This window comes from uncultured Aquimarina sp., assembly GCF_947492405.1.
In the GTDB taxonomy this organism is placed as follows: domain Bacteria; phylum Bacteroidota; class Bacteroidia; order Flavobacteriales; family Flavobacteriaceae; genus Aquimarina.
In genome coordinates, this window is record NZ_CANLMP010000006.1 from 134,925 (window position 1) to 160,351 (window position 25,427).

Genomic DNA, 25,427 nt, shown 5'->3' on the forward strand with positions numbered 1-25,427 from the left:
TAACTCCCCTTTCTCCGCTTTGGGCGGATTTATTCCCCTCTTTAAAAAAGAAGGGAGCTCTTAAATAAAAAATAGACAATGATATTGACCAAAAAAGACAATCCAGCACTCTTGCTAATAGATGTGCAAAAAGGCATCAACAGTCCTGGATATTACGGTACCGAACGAAATAATCCACAAGCAGAAAAAAATATAGAGGCCTTACTAAAAAAATGGAGAACAGAAGAGCTACCAATATATCACGTAAAACACTGCTCTACCAATCCAGAATCACCATTAGCTAAAGGAAAACCCGGGAATGACTTCCAGGATTTTATTATACCGCAGCCTAATGAACCTGTGATCGAAAAAGATGTAAATAGTGCTTTTATCGGTACTGATCTGAGAACACAGTTAGAAGATGCCGGCATCCAAAATCTAGTGATTGTAGGACTCACTACAGAACATTGTGTATCTACCAGCACTCGTATGGCTTCTAACTATGGATTTAATGTGTTTTTGATGGAAGATGGAGTCGCCGCTTTTGATAAAATCGGTGCTAATGGCAAACGATATGATGCCCAAATAGTTCATGATATAGAAATTGCAAATCTCAAGGATGAGTTTGCTACGGTTGTACAGACAGAAGATATGCTACAGGCTGTTAAGTAATATTTTACAAACCGCCTATTCATTTCTAGGTAGCAATATATTTTCTGATGCCTTGTATATTTGACATCGTTAGTAGTATAAAAATGAAAAAAGTTTTAGTGTATTCAGGAGCAGTAATTGCGTTAACTATTGTTGGCTTTGTACTGTATCCCAATTTTATGAACCTTTCCTTTTTATTTTTAAACAAAGGAGATGTAAGCATTTTCAGTAGTTCAATGAGTGGACAATTTTCTGCACGGCTGTTCTTTGCTATTTCTATAGGTGTTATACCATTATTTTATTTATGGGTTCGATATTTTGCGAATCCTAAACATCTTCGACAAAAAATACTCACATACCTTCTTATCATTGCTGGTGGTATTCTTAGTTGGCAATGCAGCGTCATATTACTTAATTATCGATTAAAAAGGTTATCTGAATTTAATGTAAAACCAGGAATTGAAAACTCTGTTAGTTTAGAACACCTAAATTTTGACGCTTATCTATTAGTAGGATACGCAGTTGGTACTATCCTAAGCATTCTTATTTTCCGGAATCAGAATGTTCAAACAGATAACGTATAAACTCCGTTCTATAGAGGGAATCCAAATCTATCACAAAACATACTATGGATTCCAGTCTACACTGGAATGACAAAAGTAGTGAGAAAATCAAATAAAAACCCTCACCTTAATCCTCTCCCTGAGGGAGAGGAAACAAAAAACCAAAAGTTTTTCAATAAATTTTCCCCACCACTTCTCCACCCTATTTTATCAGTAATCACAAAGGCTAAGCTATTAATAGAGGGAATACTCCCGACACACTAGTACCTTCCTGTATTTTTTTCTTACAAAATAATTATCTAGTTTAGAAGTCTTACCCCTTTTTTAATAACATAAAATATAATCCAAACGATTGTGGTTTTCCGTAAAGAAGACACAGGATCCTATGGTAACTTTGTTTCTGATAGATGAGAAATATGGTTACGTTGGCAACTATATAAACACGTTGTTGTGCATAATCTGGGAAATTGCGCTGAAATTGAACATTATGAACTAAAAACGCCAACGCACGAACAACACATTTGGTTTTTTGCCGATACATAAGCCAACGCCAGAAAAGTAATAATTGAATAATGATAAAACTAACCGAAATTGGATTAACATTTACAGATGGAGACGAATGGGAAGCATTTTGTCAAAGTTGCTTAAAGATAAAACACCAACATCATAATTTTAAATCTGTCCCAGCGGATTCAGGTGGTGATTATGGTCTTGATGGTTATAATTCAATCGGTGACGCTTATCAATGTTATTGCCCAGAAAAAGAATATACTGATAAGGAACTATACGAGCATCAAAGACATAAAATAACTACTGACATAAAAAAACTATTTGATTATCGAGTTAAATTGAGAAAAATACTCAATGGTAACAAAATAAAAATTTGGCATTTCACTACACCTTTGATTAAATCCAAGGAATTAATTTTGCATTGTAATGCAAAGGAAAATTTAGTTAAAAGTTGGGATTTGGACTTTATAGATAATGACTTTGAAGTTGGATTAAAAGATTACGAATATTTCCTTCCTGAAATCCCTAGCATAATTGATACAGGTAGATTATTAAAACCTATTACTTATCCTGAAATAGACTTTACGAGTGATGAACCAACTAATCAAACCATAGAAGACTTCAAAGCTGTATATGAGAATAACACCTTTGTTGAAAATGGTTTAAGAAAAAACGCGAAGCTTTTTCCAAAAAATCCTGAAAAAGATTATGCACAAAATATAGTTGGGCTCACAGATTTACAAATTAGAGATTTTCTTATTGGTGAAGATATCCTAGAGAAGTGGTCAAATTTCAATAACAAGCTTTACGAAAAATTTGTTCGGGTTAGAGGTTCACTTGGAAAAAAAGTTGAAAAAGAAAGCCTTATCCCTGTAAATGATAACGGAAAAAAGTTAAAAGAAATAAACAGTACTGTAAAGACGCTAATTAATAAAGAATTTCATTTCTTATCTGAATCTAATAAAGAAGAACTTACAGCGTATTTGGTTTCTTTTTGGATTTTAGAATGTTCACTAGATTTTAGTTAAATGAAAGAAAACAAATACATATCATTTACCGAAAGAGAAATGCCTTTGTACGTAAATTATCGACCTATGTACAAGGTATCCCAGATTCTTTTAATTCTTTATTTCAATGGATATGCAGGTAAAGCAAGTTTATTAAAGCTTCATTTATTTTCTTGGGCTTTAAAATCATATGAAAATTTAAATACTCTTAAAGATTTTGTAACGTCAAATTACCAAAAAGAGCTTCAGTTTTTTGGAATTGAGTCAACCTTAAATAGAGCTTTAAATTTAGCCTACGCTGAAAAATTGGTTGACTTTGACAAAGGTAATTATAAGCTATTAGAAAAAGGACGCAAGTTTGTAGAACAAATTAATGAAGATGAAACTTTGTTCATAAATGAAAAACAAGTTTTGAAATTAATCGGAAAGAAAATTCCGGAAAAAATTATTAACGGATTAATAAATCAATGGAAGAATGCTTAAAATAAGAGCCTTAAAAATAACAATCAATACTGATAAAGGTGTTTACGGAACACCACTTCTTCAGTTTAGTGATAGTTTAACAATAATAAAAGGTTTCAACTCAACAGGAAAAAGTACTCTGTTTCAGTCAATTTTATTTTGTTTAGGATTAGAAGAGCTTATTGGAGGAAAAAACGAAAAAACAATGCAATCTGTTCTTAAAAGTGAAATACTTAATAACGAGAATAAGATTGAAGCTAATGTAATTGAATCAAATATTCTTTTAGAAATTGAGGGCACCACTACCGTAACAGTGAAAAGATATATTTCTAGTGAATCAAAAAAATCAGGATTGGTTGAAGTTTTTAATGGACCACTTTTAACAGATCATAAACAGTATGACTATGTTCCAATGTATGTTCACGACAAAGGAGCAGCTGATAATAAAAATGCTTTCGGATTCCATTCTTTTCTTGAGAAATTGATGGGTTGGGAATTACCGCAAGTGCAGTACAAAGATGGAAGCTTTAGGAAATTATATCTTCAAAATATTTTTCCTAGCTTCATTATTGAACAAAAAGCAGGTTGGACAGATTTTTTAGCAACCATTCCCTATTATGCTTTATTAGACAAGGAAACTAGAGCGTTAGAGTTTCTTCTGAATTTAGATTCTTGGAAAATACAACAACGAAAATCAAAATTAAAACAAGACAAGAATGATTTAATCTTTGATTGGAAAAATAGATACAACGAATTTAATTCTCTTGCCAACCAAATAGCGTGTGAAATAAGAGGTGTAGGAAATCAACCTGAAATTATAAACTCTACTAATTCAGTTTATTTAGTTTATGTAACAGAGGAAAAAACATACAATGTATTAGAATATATTAACCTACTTGAAGAGGAATATGAAGAATTGGTTGATTTAGAAGTTCCAAATGTAGGCGACCAAGCAGAAAAATCCGAATTACGAATTAATCGTTTAAATGAACAATTAAGTAATTATTCCATTAATCTCTCATCAACAATTAATAAAAAGAATTTAGCAATCAGCAAGTATAAATCTTTTCAGGAAAGACTTTTAGAACTAGAAAATGATAAGATTCAAAACGAATATCATCTAAAAGTTAAAAAGAAAGGTGCTGAACAAGGTTTTGCAATCGCTCATGACAACTGTCCTTATTGCAGTCAAGGTCTAAATGACTCATTACTTCCTAAAGATATTGAAATCGTGCCAATGCAGATAGAGGAAAATCTAGAATATCTTAAATCACAAATTAATTTAATTAAAATTTATATCTCAAATCACAAAAATGATATTTCAGATTTAGAAAAACGCATTGACCTCTACAATATAAAAATTTCAGAAACTAGAAGTGATATTCGAACTCTTAAAACTCAATTGACTAGTGACAACCGATTGCCTTCAATTGAACTTATTGAAAAACGACTGAAATTAAAAGCAAGATTGGATTTGTACAGAAGAAAATATGAGGAGTTAGCTTCGTTTCAAGAAGATTTTAAAAGTTTATCTGACGAATGGGTGCAAATATTAAGTGAAGAAAAGAAATTACCTAAATCACTTTCTGCATTCGATTACAAAAAAATATCCGAGTTAGAAAGAATTTTTAAAGAACTACTTGGTGAATTTCACTATCGAAGTAAAACAATTGACAGCATAAGTATATCAAGAGATACTTTAATGCCTGTGGTAGACAGATACTCTTTGAAATTTGATTCATCAGCAAGTGACTTTACTCGGGCTATTTGGAGTTATACGATTGCATTAAAAGAAACTTCTGAAAAATTTGATTGCAATCATCCTAAACTTTTCATACTTGACGAACCGGGGCAACAAGAAGCAGGAGATAATGACCTTCAATTTTTGTTAAAAAGATTAGGCAATTATCATAGTACTCAATCTATTATTTTTTCTTCATTTCATCAATCTGAAAATACTTTTGAAGCCTGTACTAAAGACGTTGATTTTGAACTTATTGATTTAGGAAAAGGAAAATTTATTAAAAAAATGTAATTTGTCCCGCTCTACGAAGTTTGCAACTTCGAAGCAATTTTATAACTACAAACAATAATAATTTCTGCGGTACTATTCATACTCTATAGTGTGTTATTTTTTTTTGACGATAAAATGAACTCATCAAGAAAATTCAAAAATCGAACCCATTTTAAAGAAGAATTTGCTAAGGGTTTGAGTGAGAAGTAAAATGGTTAAAAACATATTCTGTAAAACTATATATTTGATCGAAGCAAAATGTTTGATACTTGATCATAAGGTCTTTTAATTTTTGCCAATACACTATATTTTTATAAATTGAATAAAATATAAAAATAAGCGGAGAGGTATAATGATATAAGTATAATTGCCTTTTTTCGACACTTGTAGTAAGTCTTATAAACCATAAAAAAAATCTACATGAAAAAAATCTACACTTTTAAATGGAAAAAAATAGTTACTTTTTCTATGATCCTATTTTCTTGGTTTTTTACTCAAGCGCATGACTATCGCAATCCTCTGGGTAGAAGTTACAACACATCGGGAGAAGTAAATAGTTTTGAACATATCTCATTAAATCCTGTTTGTTTTAGTACTTCAATGGCTTTAAGTACTCCTGCCCTTAATTCTCCTCCTTCCAATTTCTCTACTGCTAATGATATTTTTGTAGATTTTATATTACCCTTAGATGCAATGCCAGGAAGCGTAACGTTAACATTTATAGGTTCAATGACAGTCGTAGTTACCTTTGATAACACCTTTGAGAATGCAGGGCAACACAGTACAACTCTTGATGTTTCTGATATCATAAACAGTCCTTCTGTTGCCTCTAGTAATTCTTCTTTTTTGCCGGATGGCACCTATTCTGTACAATTAGGGTATTTAGATACAACAGGGAATCCTTTTCTTAGTGATATCAATACTAATATTACTTATGATTCCGTTACCTTACCTCCAGTACTTATTAGTCCTGTGGATAACGCTTCTACCACACCGGGTAGTTCTCTAATAGATTTACAATATACACTTCCTGAACAACCGCTTGCAGGAACTGTTACATTAACTTTTACAGATGCTAGTAATAATGATACTGTTTTACTACTATCTGATGCAACTTCTTTTAATGGAACCATTGACGGGTTAAATTTTGCGTCAACTCCAGAAATTATTACCGCTAGCTCAAACAGTTTAGCAGATGGCATTTACGATATAACCCTAGAATATCAAGATTCCCTTGGTAACCCAATAGCTACGGATACAGCTACAGGGTTCTCTTTTGGTGATGTTGTAACCTTACCTCCAGTACTTATTAGTCCTGCGGATAACGCTTCTACCACACCGGGTAGTTCTCTAATAGATTTACAATATACACTTCCTGAACAACCACTTGCAGGCTCTGTTACATTAACTTTTACAGATGCTAGTAATAATGATACGGTTTTAACTCTATCTGATGCAACTTCTTTTAGTGGAAACATTGACGGGTTAAATTTTGCATCAACTCCAGAAATTCTTGTCGCTAGCTCAAACAGTTTAGCAGATGGTATTTACGATATAACCCTAGAATATCAAGATTCCCTTGGTAACCCAATAGCTACGGATACAGCCACAGGATTCTCCTTTGGTGATGTTGTTACCTTACCTCCAGTACTTATTAGTCCTGCGGATAACGCTTCTACCACACCAGGTAGTTCTCTAATAGATTTACAATATACACTTCCAGAAACACCGCTTTCTGGCTCTGTTACATTAACTTTTACAGATGCAAGTAATAATGATACTGTTTTACTACTATCTGATGCAACTTCTTTTAGTGGAAATATTGACGGGTTAAATTTTGCATCAACTCCAGAAATTCTTGTCGCTAGCTCAAACAGTTTAGCAGATGGTATTTACGATATAACCCTAGAATATCAAGATTCCCTTGGTAACCCAATAGCTACGGATACAGCCACAGGATTCTCCTTTGGTGATGTTGTTACCTTATCTCCAGTACTTATTAGTCCTGTGGATAACGCTTCTACCACACCGGGTAGTTCTCTTATAGATTTACAATATACACTTCCTGAACAACCGCTTGCAGGAACTGTGAGATTAACATTTACTGATGCTGGTAATAATGATACGGTTTTAACTCTATCTGATGCAACTTCTTTTAGTGGAACCATTGACGGGTTAAATTTTGCATCAACTCCAGAAATTCTTGTCGCTAGCTCAAACAGTTTAGCAGATGGTATTTACGATATAACCCTAGAATATCAAGATTCCCTTGGTAACCCAATAGCTACGGATACAGCGACAGGATTCTCCTTTGGTGATGTTGTTACCTTACCTCCAGTACTTATTAGTCCTGCGGATAACGCTTCTACCACACCGGGTAGTTCTCTAATAGATTTACAATATACACTTCCTGAACAACCGCTTGCAGGCTCTGTTACATTAACTTTTACAGACGCTAGTAATAATGATACTGTTTTACTACTATCTGATGCAACTTCTTTTAGTGGAAACATTGACGGGTTAAATTTTGCGTCAACTCCAGAAATTCTTGTCGCTAGCTCAAACAGTTTAGCAGATGGCACTTATGATATAACGCTAGAATATCAAGATTCACTTGGTAACCCAATAGCTACCGATACAGCTACAGGGTTCTCTTTTGACACGGCTACTTTATCCAATGACACATTTCAATATAATGATTTCACTATTCTTCCGAATCCTACGACCTCAAAAATAGTTATCAGCACAAAAGAAAATATAAAAAATATTTCACTTATTTCCAGTATAGGATCCCAATTCCATGTCAAAATAGATGATTCTATTAATGAAAAATATTCTGTAGATATGAGTAATTTGAGTAATGGAATGTACTTTGTAGTTATAGAAACTGACTCAACATATTATACCAGGAAAATAATCAAAAAGTAAATGTAATTTATGTTTAAGTAAAAAGTAGAATGGTTAAAAATACGTTCTGTAACAAGGTGTATAAAAACATAGCTGCTATAAAGATTGGTACTTTCTCATACACGAGAGCTGTTGTAAAACATTTACCACCCCGATAGCGCTAATTTACAATCCGATACTCTATAAACTTTTAATTTCAAAAAAAACATCTCAAGCCACTGGTAACATATTTTGCTCTTTTGACACATGACCAATAGAAGCAGTAATGAGTACTGCGATAACTATTAAAACAAAAAAAGTATGTCAAAAGAACATTATGACGCAAAAGTAAGCACACTAGAGGCACTATCACCAGAAGAAGTAAAAGCTCCTAAAGTCCCTACAGATGTATATTACCAGGAGGCAGAAGATCAATACGTATGGATACAGCAGGATCAGGAATTACTGATGGCAAAAGGACTAGAATGGGACACCTATGTAATCGATCTCCCGATACGTACAGGAGCCGCCAGACACGCACAATCTATCTGGATGAGTGAGCGCTATACCCAAGAAGAAGCTGCCAAAGAATGGAGAGAAGTAGCTCCAGAAGCTTATGAATTGCGTAATGATCTGTTAGCAGATTTTAGATTTGCTTATCGCAAAAGACAAGATCTCTTATCCAGAGTACGTGCCATTGCCGATGGTACCGGAGATGCGGATATGATCCAGGACCTTAGTGATATCAGCGTACTAGGCAAAGCCAATCCACAGGAACTAACGGCTATTAATTTTGATCTTACCCAACTAGATACCGTGGCGGTTCGTGCCAATGAATTGGCAGATCTGCGTGCCAAAGCCAATGGTGCCACGCTCGATAATACCAAAGCAAAAAATATGCGAGATCGTGCCTTTACCCATCTTAAAGAAGCAATGGATGAAATTCGTGCTACGGGTAAATATGTATTCCGTAAAGATGCCGAACGCTATAGAGGATATATCAGCCGATATAAACAATGATACACATTAATGCCATGATGCTTCCGCGCACCTTTATATTTGCCCAGCCTACCGCTGATCGGATAAAAAGGTGCGCGGATTACGTATACACCTATCCAGAATTGCCAAAAATGACCGCTGGTCGATATTTTAATTCTGCGGACAGCTCATACACCCCTCGGGAACGACCCAACACTACCGCTGATCGACACTATATATATAATAATACACACAAAGTATCCGCGGAAGGGTATTCTGATACCGCTGCGCCATAAAAAAGTAATGTGTATATACAATGATGATCACAGAAAGCAAGAGAGCTTGTGAAATCATCCTAATCATATGCTTATTTATTCAAAATATAATTACCTTGGTAGCTATATAAGCATGTTACCTGCAAGCTGAAAAAACATCACGCATATGAAAAAAGACTTAGTCCGAATAGCATCTAATTTGTTTCCAAGTGCCATTGCTTCATTTGCATATAATCAATTGACCAATCCTCAAGTTCGTAAACTTCGAAAAAACGAATTGAATACTTTAGATAAGTCTGAAAAAGAAGACTTTAAGTTTAAGGAATTTAATATAAAACTATACACTTGGACAGGTGGCCAAAAGAAAGTACTTCTCATTCATGGTTGGGAAGGTCAGGCAGGAAATTTTTCTGATTTAGTAGCTATACTTTTAGAAAATGGATATACAGTACATTCATTTGATGCTCCATCACACGGATTTAGTAGCAAAGGAGGTACAAGTTTATTTGAGTTTTCTGAATTGGTTGGTGTTCTAATTAAAAAATACAATGTCAAGTCATTAGTAAGTCATTCATTTGGTGGAGTCGCTACAACATATGCTTTGTTTAACAATCCAGAATTAAGCATCAAAAAGTACGTTTTATTAACTACACCAGATAAGTTTACCGAAAGAATAGATGACGTTTCAGAAATGGTTGGAATTAATGACAATGTCAAAAGTAAACTGATTAATCGATTAGAAAAAGAAACAGGAATACCTATTGAAACCCTAAATGTTAGTGAATTTGTAAAAACTATAAATGTCCAAAAAGCACTTATCATTCATGATAAAAATGATAAAGTTATTCCAATTTCAAGGTCGAAAAATGTACATCAAAATTGGGCTGCATCTGAATTTCGAGAAGTTGAAGGAACTGGGCATTTTCGTATATTGAGAACAAAGCAAGTATTGGATACAGTCATAGATTATTTAAATTGAGTAAAAAGCCAGCAGGTAACACGGTGTATAAAACATAGCGAATAAATTCTAGACTGAAAGGTTCGTGTTTATTTGCGAAAGCCGCCAAGTTTTTAATTTGGCTTTAAAACTGAGAAGTTAAATCAAAATATAAAAAATTGGCTCTGTGTTAAACCGAAAAGTTAGTGTCTTTTTATATGCCATATTTCATACACAAACCGTTCTACGCAATTTGAAAAACTTACTCAAAATATTAATTCTAAATTTGATTTTTATCTCTTGTAAAGATGAATCAAAAGTCCGACTGACTGAATTGAAAAGTCTAGATGTAGAAAAAACGACTGAGCTTATAACTCAGATTTTTGAAGATGAAAAAAAGGGGTTTTTATTCACTAATTGTATAACCGAAAAAGCCAGAGGCGTTAATCGTCCAATGGTCTCTGATTTTGATGAATATGTAAAAAACCATCTCAAAATTAAAGACTCCATACATTATAACCTTCAATTAGAATCATATAAAAAATTCGTTCTGACTTCTGATATTGCAAAAGGAAAAAATATTCTTACACAATCCCAATTTAAAGAATTCGAACGAAAATCTGAACTAGGAGAATTTAAGTTTTGGGATTGGTTAGAAAACAATTGCTCTGATGGATATAGCTCGATTTCTAAACCTATATTCAATGAAAATTATACTTTAGCATATATACAAATCGGAACTGTATGTGGTAGCCTCTGTGGTGGTGGAGAAGAACGCATTTATGAATATATAAATGGTACATGGATTGAAAAAGAAAATTTTGGGAATTGGGTAAGCTGAATAAAAACTGTGCAGGACAACATATATGATGTCGTAACAGTCAAATAATCCATCGGTTAGTTGTCATATATTAATGAAGGCACAATACTTGCAACAAGTAAAAGCTAGCAATCAATGTGCAGGAAAAACCGAAGAAAAGGTAACATTTTGTACCACTACGACACTTATATGTAATATCGCCAGTAATTAGATGAAACCAATGAAATTCAGTTTTATATTTTTCTTTATAATTCCTTTACTATGTTTTAGTCAAGAACATATGATTGTAACTGGAAAATCTCTTGATCGATTTCAATTCGGATATTCTACGCTTTCGGATGTTCGAGAACAGTACAAATCAGAAATAATTACTGACACAATTACGCCTAATTGTCCACATACAGACAAATGTGGAAAATCCATTTATGGCGAATTGAATTCTCTCTTTATCAAAAAACTTGGAATGGTATTTCAGGCAAATTATCAAACAGGAGAATTAATACATAAAGTTTTATTGTATGCCCCTTTTAAAGGGAAAATTGATACTTCAAAAAATATAGCATTAGGAAAAACGACTGTAAAAGAAATATATAAACAGTACCCAAAATCACGTCTTACATCCACTAATGGAAAAAAATACTGGATTATCAAGAATGATAATATTTCGTTTTTAGTTACGAGATTAGCATCTGACAAAAATTATCCAATCGAATTTACAGCAATAGAAAATCGTTTGATAAAAGCTATCATCTTAAACCCTATTAGAGATCTAATGAATGTTGATTTTGAAGATAGTTGCCGAATTCCATTATTCGCACCAAAAACAGAAATACATAGAAATTGTTATGTTTCAAAACGCAAAATCGGATTTTACACCATTAATTTTGGTGGAGTATCCAATTATAAAAGTGTAAAAAATGGATATTGGAAAGAATTCTATCCTAATCATATTATAAAAGAGGAAGGAAATTATAAAAAAGGAAAGAAAATCGGAGAATTTAAATATTATGATAAAAACGGAATCCTGATAAAAACAAAAAAGCATTCTCGGTTTTTATTTTGGTAACCATCATAACACTTAGGTAATAATCGATTCTAGTATATTTGCGGTAGCCTAGTATTTACAGAGAATTCACTTGCCCCAATTCATATATTTGGAGTTGGCAGTAATTAAAAAACAAGAATTATTTGGCCTTTTAACACCTAAATTAATTTTATTAAAAAAATGAATAGTATAGACTTCATTATTGGTGCACTATTAGTAAATGCAATGCCTCATCTAATTTTCGGACTAACTAAAACTCATTTTCTTGGATTATTTGGATATAGCCCTAAAGGAAATATTACGTATGCTGTTCTCCAATTTCTCCTTTGCTGTTTATTATTTTGTTTTAATTATGGCTATAATGAATTACTCAATAATGGATATTTAATTGGTGGTATTACTGTTCTTTGTCTGTATTTTATATTTGGGAAGTTTCTAGTCAAATTTTATGGAAAACAAAAATCGAAAAATTAGACTAACTGAATTCTTGAACTAAAAATATGAATCAAAAAATTTAGTTTTTATAGCTCTTTTTATTTCTCAACTCTTCGAAGTTTGTAACTTCGAAGTAGTGTCAAAAAAGTTTACATATTTTAACCTGTTGTGCATTTTGAAGAAAATATTAAAGAAAAGCATCAATTCGAGTAATTTTGAATATAAAAATCAAAATGCACAACGGGTAACTTACACTCAACTAAATCAAGTATCAATATAAATGTGTCGATTGTTGGGTAACATTTTGCGCTTTAAAGACACATATATATAATAGCACCCAACATCTGGAAATAAACATATATGCAAACCTCCTTTATAAAATTAACTCTGTTAGCTACGTATCTATTTTTTTCGACACAAGGAGTGGCTCAAAACATCGCTATAAAAACCAGATCAGAGCATGTTTTAATACATAAAGACTCTTCTTTTACAAAGACTGTAACTATTTTATTAAAAGAGAATAAAGAAACAATTACCTATCCCATTTTTTACGATACAGAACTAGAGAGAATAACGGATATTAAAGTATATGTAAAAAAAGGGAAGCGGTTTAAGCTCGTAAAGAATACGATTATCAATGAAGAAGATGTTGAGCTTGACTATATCGCCAGCAAAAAAATAAAATCAATCACTCTTCCTTATCAATCCGAAACGAAAATTGTTTATTCAATCAAATGCAAGGAATTAATGTATTTTTCGGACTTACACTTCTTTTCTTACAACGAAATAGATTCATTAAAATATCAAATATCGGTCCCCAATACATTCCGTTTTATACATAATACTATTCATAAGGATTCTCTTAAACATATGACTATTGATTCGATTAAGTCGGATAACCATACAAAGTGGAACATTGAAGTAGTGCCAGTAAAAGTAAAACCAGACCCTTTACTGTTTTTTAGGGTTTATAAAAATATTAGAGAACCATTAATGAGAACCCTAATTATTCCTAAAACGTATGAAGGGAATGAAAGAAAATATTTGAATGACTGGTATCTTCAGAAAGCAGAAACAAAAAAGGGATTGAACTACGCTGCTATTCGTAAAATTGATGAACTAACTAAGGGGATATCAGATCCAAAGAAAATAATGACTATTCTCTATAAGTATGTTCACAATAATTTTAAATATGTTGCTATTGAGATAGGAATGGGAGCATTTATTCCTACTCATGCAAACGAAGTATTTACTAATAAACAAGGTGATTGTAAAGACTTATCTAATTTTCTTTCTGAAGCCCTAAACTATAAAGGGATTAAAAGTTATATCGCTTTGGCTGCAACCTTTGATCATATAAGTGATTGTGATTTTCCATCATTAAGTTCGGCTAATCATGTGATCTGCTTAGCATATATAGATGGCAAACCAATTTTATTAGATCCCACCGATCCTATTCACTTATCAGAAACACCTGTTCAGAGTATACAACAACGTTCCATTTTGATTATCAACCCGGATGGTGGAGAATTTTATAAAGTTCCTGGTTTTTCTCCAAAAAAAAATGTGATCAGTTATGAAATCGACTTAGAAGCAAACTCCAATACTATGGTTATGGATGGAGAATTTAAAGTCAATTATAATGGAATTTCAGGGAATTTTCTGAAGTATGGATTCATGTATTCAAGTGATAGAGAAGCTAACAAATTGGCAAAAAAGCACTACGAATCAGTATTTGGAAATCAATCTATTTCTGATTTAAAAATAAATCATCAGTCCAGAGTAATTGAGTCTGAAGGAAAAATATCTGCAAATGGAAAAATATTTAAGGATGGAGATAAAAAGTTCTTTTTTATTGATTTTTTACCTAAGCTCTTTGAAACAGAAGACAGAGAAACTTTATTAGAAGGAACGCATATAGGTAGTCCTTTCAGCAAAAAAGTAAGCTCAACAATTAAAATGAGTGAACCTTTTCAGGAATTTAATCCGATAGAACATTCGTTTTCATTTGAAGGAGCTTCTCTTATTGTAAAAATCTCTAATCCATCAGAATTCACTATTGAGTGTACTTACGAATTCGTATTTGACTATATCTTTGTTGAAAAAGAAAATCTGGAAATTGCGAATAAGCTATTAACATCGTTCAAAAAAATAATTAATGACCCTATTATTTTACAAAAGAAAAGTTAATCAATACTATACATTACTTATTATACTACTATCTATGAGTAGTTTATTTGCCAATGATAGTATTCTGGATCATAAGTTCCTTGAACATTGTAAAAAATCAGATGCGTATTTCTTGCATTCCTATACAGATGTTGCCTATGCTAGACGATGGTCGAAATTTAAAAAGCAAACCTCTATTAAGAATAAACTCGTTATAAACAATAGTGCAGGTGTTGAAAAATATGCATTTTTAAATTTAACCGAGTTTATCAGTAATCATTTAGAGGAAATAAAAGTCAGAACTTTAAAAGCTGACGGTACTATTGTGGAATTAGACTCAAGTCTTGTTTTTAGACGTAAATCCAAACGCGAAAAATTCGGTCCCATAAACTATCCTATACCTGCGGTTGAGCCCGGAGATACTATAGAAACTTCTTATATCTATAATGAATACGTTGAGAAAAACATGTTAATGAGTTTTGTAAACCTATATTCAGAAGTTCCTAGTTTAAATACAGAACATACAGTTAGATGTGAAACAGATCTTTTAATACGGTATAAAACATACAATGATTTTCCGGAACCACAAGTAGTATCTAATGACACCCTTTTATATTCTGCTTTTAAAATGGAGAAAATAAAAGGCTTGTCCGAAAATGAAAATATATGCGTACCGTGTGAATTACCCTATGTGTATTATTCCTTAGAAAACGTTAATACCCCGGTCAGAACATGGAAGGATGTATATAATGAGGAGTTTAATATCTTTACTCAGCCTGTTTTAATAGACCGCGAGAAATCATCTTATTATCGACGGTGGAAAAAAAGGGTGATTGGCAAAGCTAAAGACAGCTCCAAATATTATAAGTTTGAACTACTGCATAAGGATATACTGGCTAATTTTAAGATGGAACCAGGCAAATTAGAGGAGCTCATTAAATCAAATGGCTATTTTCTTAAAGAGAAACGACTCAATCCGCTTAGTATCCGTAGATTATATCGACAAGTATTAGAAGATTTAGAAATTGAATATTCTGCAGTCTTTGCCAGAAGCAAAAGAGCTGGAAATATTGATCCTTATTACATTAGAAGAGGAGAATATGACCACATCTTTTTTGCATATAATAATGACCGTGGTTCTTTAAATCTACTATATCCAAGTGAAGTACATTATAAATATCAAATCAACGAAATTCCCACCTCTCTATACAATACGGAAGCAGTTATCGCAAAGCCTTATTTAACAGGAAAAATTAAGAAACGTGATAAGTTTGTAGGCTATGATTTTAAATTCGCAGAAATGGATTCTGTACAAGTGAATCTCATAAAGTTACCGGGTATGAGTGTTGATCATAATTATATGAAACAATATTATTATGGTAATGTGGATATAAAAGAAAAGAATACCTCTTTTAAATATAGGTTTTCAATATCTGGTGGCTTGTCTACTGATATAAGAAGTTTTTACGATTTACTTAAGCAAAATAAGGAGATGAGTGACTTCTATGACGCCTTGACAGAATTTGAAGGAAACGAAAATGTCATACAGGTTGATTCTATCATCTCAACAAAATTAAAGCGTACAGCCCCATATACATATTCCGTTATTGGTCAAGGAACAATTAATGAGGCACTCACTTTTTTAAATGATAGTATCGCAAGTATTTCTTTAGATAAATTAATACAGCATAGACAAATTGAAAGTGATCTTGATACTATAGATTTAGATTATTATTTAGATTATAGTTATACTGATCAATTAGAGTACATGTTGGAATTCCCTTGTGATATTGAGTTATTGGGCTTGGACAATAATAAAATAAACTTTAAAAATGAGTTTGGAGAATATCTTTTTGATTCAAAAATAGTATTTAAGAATAAATTAAACTTACTATCTAATTACAAAATCATTAGGGATATGATTCCAAAAAGTGAGTATGAAGAATTAAAAGAAATAAATAAACAGCTAAAAGGAATTAAGAATAAGCGTTTACTTATAAAGCTCAAGAATTTATAGGATTGGTTGTATAATCAACTCTTCGAAATTTGTGACTTCGAAGTAGTGTAAGCCATATTATCTAGGACATACAATCTGTGATTATCAAGCTATACATTTCTATTTTCGCACAGAAAAACATTTTCTTTTAGCAACACAAAATCATTTAGGAGGAAAAATCATAACGTGTGAATCATAGTCTTTATAATCTTCAAATTTAGTTGAAATAAAAAGAGGCTTATCACTATCATATTCCTGATATTTTTTGGAAGGTGCGCCTAACCAATTACACTCTTTTAATTCTTTATATCTGGTAAGCCAAGTATGAATCCCTTGTTCACTAAATCCCCATCCAAATTCATTAGCTACCAACAAATCATTAACAACCTCATCATCTGATCCTATAATATAGAAGGCTTCTAAGGGAATATCCGGTTGTTTCCAGACGGGATATGATTTATTCTTTTTATAAGATTCCAAACAGTGATTATATTCTTTAGCATCGGGATGAATAATTAAATATGCCTTCCAATCAAAATATTTTACTAAAATATACCCAATACTCCATCCAGCGTGTTCTCTTGATTTCCAGATTTGTTTATGAATCTTTTCTAATCGTTTTTGTTGTATCTGGTTTAAACCAGCTTTTAGTCCTTCGTATGCGTAAATAGTGCAATGCATACTATCTGGTTTTTTAACATAGGGCTGTATTTCCTCCAGATAAGATTGATAAAGAGAAATTCCGATTTCTAATTTAGTTGCCTCAGCCTGTTGCCTCCAGATGGTACCATAATACCTACTCGCTCCTGTATTGAAATCTATAAGATGTTCATTTTCTATATCCGAAATTTTGTTAATGGCCTGACAAGAATTAAAATATATGTAATCACCTTTACAGTCACTACATTCTGAGAAATCTTTCTCCAGTCTATCTAAAGTGAATTGATTTTGAGACAAGGCTATACAGGAGCAAAATATAAAAAACAACGTAACCAAAGATCGCATAAAACTTAATTTCTAAGATCTTTAAATTTACAAATTTTCGTTGTATCACAGGATATAACAACCGTGTTGGTGTTTTTATAAATATTTTCGATGAGTTCGGCGCGAATTGTAGAATAACCCCAATTAGGAGGTATATCAATAAAATTAGCTTCTTTCTCGTTTTTCAGAGCAAAAATTAAAACTCGTTCACTTAGTTTACTATAACTTGTTTTGCCAATTGTATTTATTAAAAAAGGCCTAATAGATGATATTTGTTTATCATTATGTGAAAGATTGTGTATATAAAAAACACAAGAATCTTTGTAAGAATAACTTTTAGTTTCTATAGAGTAATCAGTAATCTTCAATTCTAATAATTTATCTACGAAACCTCCCCTATTCGTCATCCAATCAGAATATTTATTACCAGCATATTTTACATCTGATATATTCTCAATTGTTTCTGCAAAATCTTTATAAGATAATAGACTATCACTTTTTATCAAATTATTTCCTGCATTTGCCTTGTTTTCTGGAGAAGAGTTGCAGGAAATAAGTAAAAGTAGGACTAAAAATGAATATATTATTTTCAATGTAGATTTCTATTTGATTTGATTTTACTGATCTGGTGAGAATTTATAATAATAGGTCTCTATTTTCATTAAGAAGATATCACTGCGGATTATAGGTCAATCCTTCAATTCAATTTTAGTTGGTTTTAAAGTATACCTTTTTAATTTTTCAAATCTATACACCCCATTAATTGTTTTGAAACCTTCTAAACCTTTATTGAGTTTTGGTTTATCATAATTATAAAGTATCATAGTAAATGGCAATTCCCCATTTTCATTAAAACAAGTTTTATCGAAAGCGAAATTTTTATAGAACTCTCCTTTTTTAATATATATACTATCAGTAATATCAAATTTTGTTTTTACTGCTTTTAAAACATTCTTAATATTAATATTTTTCACTTTATTTAGTGTGTATTTGTGCTTGTCCAAATGAAAAAAATGTTTTTCGCTCAAAAAACCACTACCTCCCCAAACTTCAAAAAAATTAATAAAAACTTCATCCTTATTATTAATTGCAAAAGGAAAGGCAATCTTGCCTCCTTCATCGTGTAAAAAGTTCAATAATGTATCTTTATTACTGGAATATATAACTAATCTTTCCTCTCCCTCTTTGATAATTGAATGATTAGCATAAATCTTCACTTTTAAATCTTCCCAAATTATTTTATAATTACTCTCAATATTCAAAGTAGATTTTTTTTCTAGAAAGGCTAAAGAGTCTAATGCATATTTACTTGAATCTGGTGTTTCCTTTACAGATTTGTTATTGATTTTTTTTAATTGTAAATATTTACCTTCACATTCGCCGATTCTGGTATACGGATTCATACTATTCCCATAATTTTGAATAATAATCGTTTCATCTTCATATTTACCTTGTATATCTTTTCCCCGATCATCACCCAATAAACCCTGAAATAAAAAAAATGTATCTGTATTTTCTTTTACCACCTTTATAGTTCCAGATTGGGTTCGCTTATTTGTTTTTGCTTCATATTTTAAACCATCAATCAATAATACCAATTTACAATCATTTTTACCAGTAGCTTCATATCTACCACTATAATCTTTTTGGTCATTAAGTTCCTTTTCTAATAGTTTATTAGTTAAAACCGCACTTTTGGTGTGTTGAATTTTATTGACACCTTGTTTATTAGAATCAGAAGTTTCTAAAGAAATATTAGTAGTATCATCCATAGAGTTATGATCCTTATTCTTACAGGATATTATTAAAAAAAATGAAATAATAAATAAGAATATTTTTTTCACTGTGTCCAATTATTAATGACCTTAAACTTCTCAAAGCCTATTAATAGAATAAATGGTTTTTTGGAGTCATTCTAAAATATCTATATCCGATCGTTTTATATATCCCCCCGAAACTACGTTACCGTCATAATACACTTTGGCCCAATCATCATTTATTTCTTCAAGATATGCAATATCTCCTTTAACCAAAAAAGCTTTCCTTTTTGATGCTTCCGACATTTCAGTATGGAAAAAGGTTTTATCAATGGTTACTTTGATTTTTGATGATAACTCTTGGAGATTATATTCCTTTATGTAATCAATCCCCTCCTTTTTCGACTTAGATTTTAAAATCTTGAAAATCCCCATTGGTAATGACGAAACTAATCTAAAACTAACAAATTTGTCTTTTTCATTATAATCGAACCCGTCTTCTAAGATTTCTGTAACATCAAAATATCTATTAAAGCCAGAACTTATTTCAATATTAGTTTTATCGTATTTTTCTTGTCCTTTCTTAAATCTAATTAATCGGCTTCCTGATTCTTTTAATTTTTTAATTAAAGTTTCTTCACTTGATGAAGAAATAGAATTATCAATATCTAAAAAACCTAAGTATCCTTGATTGAACTCTATGTTGTTTTCTTGATGATCCACTAAAGTGATATCTAGAGTCTTTTTCTTATTAACTATTTTAAAATATTTATTTTGGTTATAGTCCTTAAATGCGGATTCGTGTTCTAAATAAGAAGAGAAACTGATCCAAACTCCTTGAAAATCTTTAATTGAATGTTTAAGTTCTCTTTGGTCTAATTGATCAATAACCTTACTTGAAACTTCGTTTAAAGATTCTTCAATCTTTATTTTTTTATTATCATTATGTTTACAAGAAGATAAACCTAATAATAAGGAAAAAAAAATACTTACTAAATAAATTATATTTTTCATCTAATTTTTATTTATCTAAAACTTCATAGGCTTTTTTAGTATACTTCTTTCTATCATCTAATCCATTATTTCCTCCATTTACATCAAGAGTGACAGAAGTTATAGTCGAATCGCTATTGCCTTGATCAGCCTTACTATTGGTTCCATTTTGTACATGAGTCCATATAATCATTGAAGCCTTAATAGCAACTTCTACATCCGTTTTCAGAAGAGATATATCATCTCCCATAAAATCTTTGGCATCATCTGGGTATAATTCTTTCCATTTATCATCTAAAGCCTTATACTTATCCTTTCCTGTTAAATGTATAAAACCTACACCAAAGTAATCGGAACCATCCTCTGTTGACTTCTTCCCATTATCCATCCTACAACCATAAACATAATCAAATAGCGTCTTACTTTGAGTATATGAAGATTTCACAGTATATAACGCGTTGAATTCTGTATAATTCCAAGAAGCTACATATTTGCCATTTAAAAGAACTCTTGTTACTTCAATTGGATCTTCAACATCTCTTTTATGACCATACTTTTTTTGATAAGAAGTAGTGGGGTTAGTATACTCACATTCTAATGTAGCATCATATCCTTCAATTAAATCGTGATATTTAAAAGTGTATTTATCAGATTTTGTTGGGTGGGAAATTAAAACTTTCCTAAGAAAGGTATCGTAAACATTTTGTGCAGTATAATTATAATTTTCTTGTAAAGCTTTTAACTGACCGGTTTCAGCACCTATTTGACCTAAGAAATGAGACATCCTATCTAGATTGTGAATTTCGAATTCATCACTATTTTTGTTAATTGCTTTGGCAACTTCCTCCCTACGAGTCTTTTTCGATTTTGGAAATATTTCTAGTAGTTGCTCTGGAGTTATTGGGAATTTAGGGCCTTGTTTTAACTCAAACCACTGCCCATCGCTATCTAACCATCTATTGGTAATTTTTTCACCACGTATTTCTCCTTCTTCAGTATCACCCAGATATTGAATGTTTAGTTCCGTTTGTCCTTCTAAGGTGTGTGCATCTGTAAGTATATATAACAAGGTCTTTTTATCCGTGGCATCTTTTATAGCCTTGGTCCAGGCTTTCTTTTTATCATCATTACTGGTATCAATACTAATTTTGAAAATAGCTTGATCTGTAAAATCATCTTTATTTAGATACTCAGTCTCACACATACCTCCAATAGTAGTCTTTACCATTGTACTATAATTGCCTTGATCATCCTTGAGCATTATATTTTCATCTTGCTCCTCTATACCTTTTTCTTTTCCTTGTCTAATGTTGATCGACATAGTTTTCCCTTGTAACAACTTTGTCTCAACAATAACATAGATTTCTTTCCCCAGATTACCAGTATCAGCTTTTTTAAAGGTTATTTTCTGTTTCTTTTCTTTAGCAGGAACAGTACTTGGCAATATAATTTCCTGCCCAATACTCAGACTATTCTGATTGGCTGTAGTAATTATAGGATCACTTTCTATAATGGCTGCAACAGTAGTACCTTTTTTAGTGGCAATCGCTCCTAGTGTGTCACCAGATTCTACCACATATTTTTCATTATCTTCTGCGCCAGATTCACTTTCTACTTCAACTTCTTCAATAGTAGCCTCAGCAAAATAAGCTTTGATTACTTGTGGTCTTATAATCTTAATAGCCGGAATTGATTTGAATATATTGGGAAAATCCTTAAATTTTAACGTAGGCATAATCTATTTTTTTTGAGATATAATCTCCAATTTTATTTTTTGTGTATCAGATTTGATCGTTAAGTCTTCTATAATATCGTTTGCTAAAACTTCTCCATTGTACTTAAAATCATTCTGATTATCATCAAGATCTATATCAACATCCTTACCAACACCATTCTTCGTTTTTAAAACAAGATATACGGCAGTTCCTGATTGTAATTCATCATCTGGAATCTTCTCTCCATTCATATCTGTATAATACATATCCTCTATCTCAGGCTCCAAATTCTCCTCCCGCTCCGTAATCGGAGTTGCATTCTCAAAAGGATTGCTAGGATTCCAGTTTTTTTCAAAAATCTGACCACGTACTCGCTGTATCCCTGGAGAAAGTACCAACTCCATTTTTAACGGACTGTTACCTTCTGCATTAAATTTCTCTTGTAAGTGAACACAATGACAATTGGCAAACTCAAAATCAAACAGCTTGCTGTATCCATCTCGTTTATAAAAACGAACATATCCATTGTACATTGTATGGGTAGAAAACATCCAGTCATAGAACAATTCATCGTTCTTAGTGGATTCTATAAGTAAACTGATTTTGCCACCCTGTATACTCGTTTTAGGGCGACCATTGCTATCGATCAGTTGTTGGTACAAAAACGTACTATCCAGCACGTTTCGCTCTTCGTCATTAATAAATAGTTTTGCCTGAAAGGCCATAGGCGTGATAATTTGGTATTCCGGAGATGAAAATATCAAAAATAACGTTCACAAACCCTAACAAGACTACTATTTCGACGTAGCGATATTTTCCCGCGACGAAAAGTTTGATTATTCCTGTAATTATGTCAACTGTAAGAACATTTTTTTCAATCTCAAGGATGTCTAAATTACTTTTACTTCTATATTCATTGACTAAAATGAACGATAAATAACCAACAAGTTTTATAATAACTTTGTTCTATTGTCATTACTGATATGGTTATATTCGTAATTGTATAACAATTGTTACATACTATTTAAAACAGAATGGTAAAATTCAAAGCAACCGACACCAAAACTGATCAGTTAAAATGGATTATATATATGATCCTTGGGTTCGCTATATTATTTTATATTAACAAGTATTCTAATTGGCATCCTATTTCAAAATTTCTTTTCTCATTTCCATTAATAATTAATCTGATCTTTGACTTTATATATTTCAGAAAAGAAAAGGCTATTATAACTGAATTGAAATTTGATAAAAATTTGATTACTATAATTTATAAAAACCGAAAACAAAACAAAATCAACTATTCTAATCTTAAATATTCCATTAGAAAACGAAAATTTGACAAACACAAAACCGAGATTGAATTAAAAAAAAGAAAAGGACTGATTTTTAAGACAATCGGTCGTTTGCATATTAGAAATTGGGATGAAATATTTGATATTGAGAAGGAATTAGAAACACAAAAAATACCGAGAGTTGCGTGGAAACCAAAAACATTATGGGGCAAATATTGGGGGATTTTCATTGAATTGTTTTTTATTTCTGCTGGAGAAAATTTGCATGGCGATATAATTGATTATCAGGAAAAATCCATCAAAGAAGTGACAGAAAACCCTATCGAAGAAAAGAACAATACCTAACATTATAGATTATACAAATAAGAAGCTGATGAATACCCAACCAAAAAAGAGTATCAAAACTTTCGATTTTAAGATTCAGAAAATAATGACAAAGAAAGGTCTTTTTTTACTTGCATTTTTTTTTATAATCTTTTCAATCAATTGCCAATCCACTGATAATAATCAAAACATAGTAGCAATGGATTACAAATACGGCACGAACATAAAACTAGATATTAATAAAGAAATACAATTGGAAGATGGTTTGTCAATAATCTTAAAATATTTTAGCCATAAACGTCCTTATGTAAATGGACCAACCAAAGCAACAGCATATTTAACACTCTCTAAAAACGAACTAACTGAAGAAAAATCACTTTCTATTCATGGAATTGAAGGTAAACCAGACCGACATTATGATTCGCTACTTTGGGATGGGTATGAATTTCAGTTAAAAGCCTTTAACTATAATGAATCAATAGAAATCATTATTACTAAAAGAGAATAAAAACTTGTCGTTTCGCACTAATCTTATTATGAAAAACATAGTAAACTTAATAATTTTATCAATATCCATAAGTACTCTCTGCTATGGACAAAACACTTATGAATATTATCCCCCAAAAGAACTTGGGGATGGTTGGGAAATAAATGACCTGAAATCACAGCACATCGATACTGTATTGATTTACAAGTTATTCAACCAAATGAAAAATAGAGAAAATAAAGTGCATAGTATTTTATTGGTAAAAAACAACCAACTCATTATTGAAGAGTACTTTAAAGAATACTCTGTTGATAAACCACATGACCTGCGCTCTACAACTAAAAGTATAAGAGCAATTTTAATGGGAATAGCTATTGATAAAGGATTCATTGAGGATGTTAATGATCCAATATCAAAATACCTTAAAAACCCAATACCAAACAAAAATCTTGACACAAGAAAAGAACTGATTACGATTAAACATCTTTTAACTATGTCCAGTGGACTTGATTGTAATGATTGGAATAAAAAATCAAAAGGACAAGAAGATAAAGTTTATAGAAAAAAAGATTGGCTTCAATATACACTTGATCTACCAATGATCAATGATCCTGGAACAGTATCTAACTACTGTTCGATGGGTGCAATTTTGATCGCAGAAATAATAAGTCAGGCTTCGGGAATGACCATTGATAAATTTGCTGAGAATTATTTATTTAGTCGATTAGAAATTACAAATGTTAACTGGGGACATACTTCCAACAAAAACATTATTCCTTCTGGAAAAAGATTGTATATGACCTCACGCGATATGGCTAAAATCGGACAATTGATTCTTAACCAAGGAACCTGGGAAGGAGAACAAATTGTGTCCGAGAAATGGGTGAATGAAGCTACCACGCCGAAAACAAAAATTACTGGAATTGACTATGGCTATTTTTGGTGGAATATTCCGTTTAACGTTAACCAAAAAACTATTGTTTCCAAAACAGCAACTGGAAATGGCGGGCAATATATTATGGTAATTCCTGAGATTGATATGGTTGTTGTATTTACAGGAGGCGCTTACAATTCACAAGAAGACAAATTACCTTTTGCGATAATGAACGACATCTTCCTACCGACGTTTTACAATGAAAAATAGT

The 25,427-nt window shown here is 31.7% G+C and carries 23 protein-coding genes; 17 read left to right on the forward strand and 6 right to left on the reverse strand.

All coding sequences use genetic code 11. The features are described from left to right. Nucleotides 1-78: 78 nt before the first annotated feature. From Q0829_RS20085 to Q0829_RS20150, 14 genes are all read left to right on the forward strand, one after another. A complete protein-coding gene (locus Q0829_RS20085) occupies nt 79-651 on the forward strand; it encodes a cysteine hydrolase family protein (protein ID WP_298546331.1) in 573 nt (190 codons plus the stop codon). Nucleotides 652-734: 83 nt separating this feature from the next. Then, entirely contained in the window at nt 735-1,214 is a 480-nt protein-coding gene (locus Q0829_RS20090) for a hypothetical protein (protein WP_298546332.1), read from the forward strand. Nucleotides 1,215-1,765: 551 nt separating this feature from the next. Next, nucleotides 1,766-2,731 carry a hypothetical protein gene (locus Q0829_RS20095; protein ID WP_298546333.1) on the forward strand — a complete coding sequence of 322 codons (966 nt, stop codon included), beginning with the start codon at nt 1,766-1,768 and terminating at the stop codon, nt 2,729-2,731. Next, nucleotides 2,732-3,193 (forward strand): hypothetical protein, encoded by a 462-nt coding sequence (locus tag Q0829_RS20100; protein WP_298546334.1) that lies wholly within the window; start codon nt 2,732-2,734, stop codon nt 3,191-3,193. Further along, on the forward strand, nt 3,186-5,207 hold the full coding sequence (locus tag Q0829_RS20105; RefSeq protein ID WP_298546335.1) for a hypothetical protein: 2,022 nt from the start codon (nt 3,186-3,188) through the stop codon (nt 5,205-5,207). Before Q0829_RS20100 ends, Q0829_RS20105 begins: the two co-directional genes overlap by 8 nt. Before the next feature lie 399 nt (nt 5,208-5,606). Continuing rightward, nucleotides 5,607-8,114 carry a T9SS type A sorting domain-containing protein gene (locus Q0829_RS20110; RefSeq protein ID WP_298546336.1) on the forward strand — a complete coding sequence of 836 codons (2,508 nt, stop codon included), beginning with the start codon at nt 5,607-5,609 and terminating at the stop codon, nt 8,112-8,114. 279 nt (nt 8,115-8,393) lie between these two features. Then, nucleotides 8,394-9,092, forward strand: coding sequence for a hypothetical protein (locus Q0829_RS20115; protein WP_298546337.1), 699 nt, complete (start codon nt 8,394-8,396; stop codon nt 9,090-9,092). A gap of 14 nt (nt 9,093-9,106) precedes the next feature. Then, entirely contained in the window at nt 9,107-9,346 is a 240-nt protein-coding gene (locus Q0829_RS20120; RefSeq protein ID WP_298546338.1) for a hypothetical protein, read from the forward strand. Nucleotides 9,347-9,491: 145 nt separating this feature from the next. After that, on the forward strand, nt 9,492-10,304 hold the full coding sequence (locus Q0829_RS20125; protein WP_298546339.1) for an alpha/beta fold hydrolase: 813 nt from the start codon (nt 9,492-9,494) through the stop codon (nt 10,302-10,304). 211 nt (nt 10,305-10,515) lie between these two features. Next, nucleotides 10,516-11,103 (forward strand): hypothetical protein, encoded by a 588-nt coding sequence (locus Q0829_RS20130; RefSeq protein WP_298546340.1) that lies wholly within the window; start codon nt 10,516-10,518, stop codon nt 11,101-11,103. 199 nt (nt 11,104-11,302) lie between these two features. Then, complete coding sequence (locus tag Q0829_RS20135; protein ID WP_298546341.1) at nt 11,303-12,148, forward strand: hypothetical protein; 846 nt, start codon at nt 11,303-11,305, stop codon at nt 12,146-12,148. Nucleotides 12,149-12,307: 159 nt separating this feature from the next. Next, nucleotides 12,308-12,601, forward strand: a complete 294-nt coding sequence (locus tag Q0829_RS20140) for a hypothetical protein (RefSeq protein WP_298546342.1) — start codon at nt 12,308-12,310, stop codon at nt 12,599-12,601. Between the two features lie 321 nt (nt 12,602-12,922). Then, entirely contained in the window at nt 12,923-14,752 is a 1,830-nt protein-coding gene (locus Q0829_RS20145) for a transglutaminase-like domain-containing protein (protein WP_298546343.1), read from the forward strand. Beyond that, complete coding sequence (locus Q0829_RS20150) at nt 14,721-16,748, forward strand: DUF3857 domain-containing protein (RefSeq protein ID WP_298546344.1); 2,028 nt, start codon at nt 14,721-14,723, stop codon at nt 16,746-16,748. The genes Q0829_RS20145 and Q0829_RS20150 overlap by 32 nt, the downstream gene beginning before the upstream one ends. Nucleotides 16,749-16,889: 141 nt before the next feature. Here the strand turns inward: Q0829_RS20150 and Q0829_RS20155 are convergent, their stop codons facing one another. From Q0829_RS20155 to tssD, 6 genes are all read right to left on the reverse strand, one after another. Continuing rightward, nucleotides 16,890-17,732, reverse strand: coding sequence for a hypothetical protein (locus Q0829_RS20155; protein WP_298546345.1), 843 nt, complete (start codon nt 17,730-17,732; stop codon nt 16,890-16,892). Between the two features lie 5 nt (nt 17,733-17,737). Continuing rightward, nucleotides 17,738-18,304, reverse strand: a complete 567-nt coding sequence (locus Q0829_RS20160; RefSeq protein WP_298546346.1) for a hypothetical protein — start codon at nt 18,302-18,304, stop codon at nt 17,738-17,740. A 96-nt stretch (nt 18,305-18,400) separates the two neighbouring features. Continuing rightward, on the reverse strand, nt 18,401-19,555 hold the full coding sequence (locus Q0829_RS20165; RefSeq protein WP_298546347.1) for a hypothetical protein: 1,155 nt from the start codon (nt 19,553-19,555) through the stop codon (nt 18,401-18,403). Nucleotides 19,556-19,621: 66 nt separating this feature from the next. Continuing rightward, on the reverse strand, nt 19,622-20,482 hold the full coding sequence (locus Q0829_RS20170; RefSeq protein WP_298546348.1) for a hypothetical protein: 861 nt from the start codon (nt 20,480-20,482) through the stop codon (nt 19,622-19,624). A 7-nt stretch (nt 20,483-20,489) separates the two neighbouring features. Further along, nucleotides 20,490-22,196 (reverse strand): LysM peptidoglycan-binding domain-containing protein, encoded by a 1,707-nt coding sequence (locus Q0829_RS20175; protein ID WP_298546349.1) that lies wholly within the window; start codon nt 22,194-22,196, stop codon nt 20,490-20,492. A gap of 3 nt (nt 22,197-22,199) precedes the next feature. Beyond that, nucleotides 22,200-22,901, reverse strand: a complete 702-nt coding sequence (tssD, locus tag Q0829_RS20180; protein ID WP_298546350.1) for a type VI secretion system tube protein TssD — start codon at nt 22,899-22,901, stop codon at nt 22,200-22,202. Nucleotides 22,902-23,210: 309 nt separating this feature from the next. On the opposite strand from tssD, the gene Q0829_RS20185 reads away from it, so the two are divergent. From Q0829_RS20185 to Q0829_RS20195, 3 genes are all read left to right on the forward strand, one after another. Then, on the forward strand, nt 23,211-23,816 hold the full coding sequence (locus Q0829_RS20185; protein WP_298546351.1) for a hypothetical protein: 606 nt from the start codon (nt 23,211-23,213) through the stop codon (nt 23,814-23,816). A 178-nt stretch (nt 23,817-23,994) separates the two neighbouring features. Beyond that, complete coding sequence (locus Q0829_RS20190; protein WP_298546352.1) at nt 23,995-24,303, forward strand: hypothetical protein; 309 nt, start codon at nt 23,995-23,997, stop codon at nt 24,301-24,303. A 28-nt stretch (nt 24,304-24,331) separates the two neighbouring features. Then, nucleotides 24,332-25,426, forward strand: coding sequence for a serine hydrolase (locus Q0829_RS20195; protein WP_298546353.1), 1,095 nt, complete (start codon nt 24,332-24,334; stop codon nt 25,424-25,426). Nucleotide 25,427: the final 1 nt, after the last annotated feature.